This window comes from Mesoflavibacter sp. CH_XMU1422-2 (genome assembly GCF_037029245.1).
GTDB classification, from domain to species: domain Bacteria; phylum Bacteroidota; class Bacteroidia; order Flavobacteriales; family Flavobacteriaceae; genus Mesoflavibacter; species Mesoflavibacter zeaxanthinifaciens.
Genome location: NZ_JAYMEE010000078.1, coordinates 1 through 1,070, shown reverse-complemented (window position 1 = coordinate 1,070; position 1,070 = coordinate 1). Strand labels below are relative to the sequence as shown.

At 29.4% G+C, this 1,070-nt stretch carries 1 protein-coding gene; it reads right to left on the bottom strand.

What is annotated here, in order from left to right; genetic code table 11:
* Window positions 1–215 precede the first annotated feature (215 nt).
* A complete protein-coding gene (locus WA340_RS12705; protein WP_336129356.1) occupies window positions 216–974 on the bottom strand; it encodes a hypothetical protein in 759 nt (252 codons plus the stop codon).
* Window positions 975–1,070 lie beyond the last annotated feature (96 nt).

The following is a 1,070-nucleotide window of genomic DNA, read 5'->3' as shown; positions in this document are numbered from 1 at the left end:
TCTTTTGATTCTTGACTAAAAGAGTTCAAGAATGTCATTAAAATTATTATAAGGAATGAGTATTTCATAATTATTTACAACGGTCTCGTATAACCGTCAGTTACGGGATTAAAGATAATGTTTTTCAGTTTAGCACTGATGTTAGCAATTCCGAGTGGATTCGGACGCAGTCGAATCCGCCGTAATTGCGGTTATACATTGTTGCCAGTAGTTTTTTATTCATAGTCAACTATTTTCATTTCTTCACATCTTATGTGTGTTGAGATAGTTTCAGAACCAATTTGATTAAATTCCATTATCTTATTCCAAATTCCATTGTCATTTCTGTACAGTCCTGTAAATCCATTTCCGTTGCAGCGTCTTTTTTTAAATACAGAAATTATTGCATACTTTTTATTTTCTGAAAATATTGGTTTGGAAAAATGATAATAAACTGTTTCTTCAGGATTGTTTTTGTCGTCCATTTTCCAACTTTCAATGAAGTCAGCATAGAGCTTTTTATTATTCCAAATTCTTTTTTTATTCCACAACCATTTCTTTTTTAGAATTAATGTATATGGCTCTTTATTCTCGATTAGACTATCATATTTTTTTGGGTCAATGTTGTATTTGACAAATTTTATTTTTTTCGTTTGTGGTGGTGATAAAATGTGATTGTAATTATATTCGTCAGAAACAAATTTTGCTTCATTTAGATTATAATTTTTCCAGTTAGCAGTTTCATTGTGTGGTTGTGCATAAATAAAGTTTTCTGGAAAGTCCTTGTCAACCATTTTTAATTCTCGAATTTGATAATTTTGTAATGAATCATCTATTTTTTCTTGTTCTAGACTTTTAGGTACTAAAAAATAGTATTCAAAATTTTCAGGGATTTCGGCTTTAGCAACTTGATTAATCAAATTCTCTATATCTGACTTTTGTCCGAATAAATTCAGAGTCAAAAAGATTGATATTATAAATAATGTTTGTTTCATTCAAATTACTGGCAACGTTAGCGTATAAATTTCAGTTGCGGAAAATCGGTACGATTTTCCGATTGAGCTGAAAGATAGAAAATTGCAATGAATTTC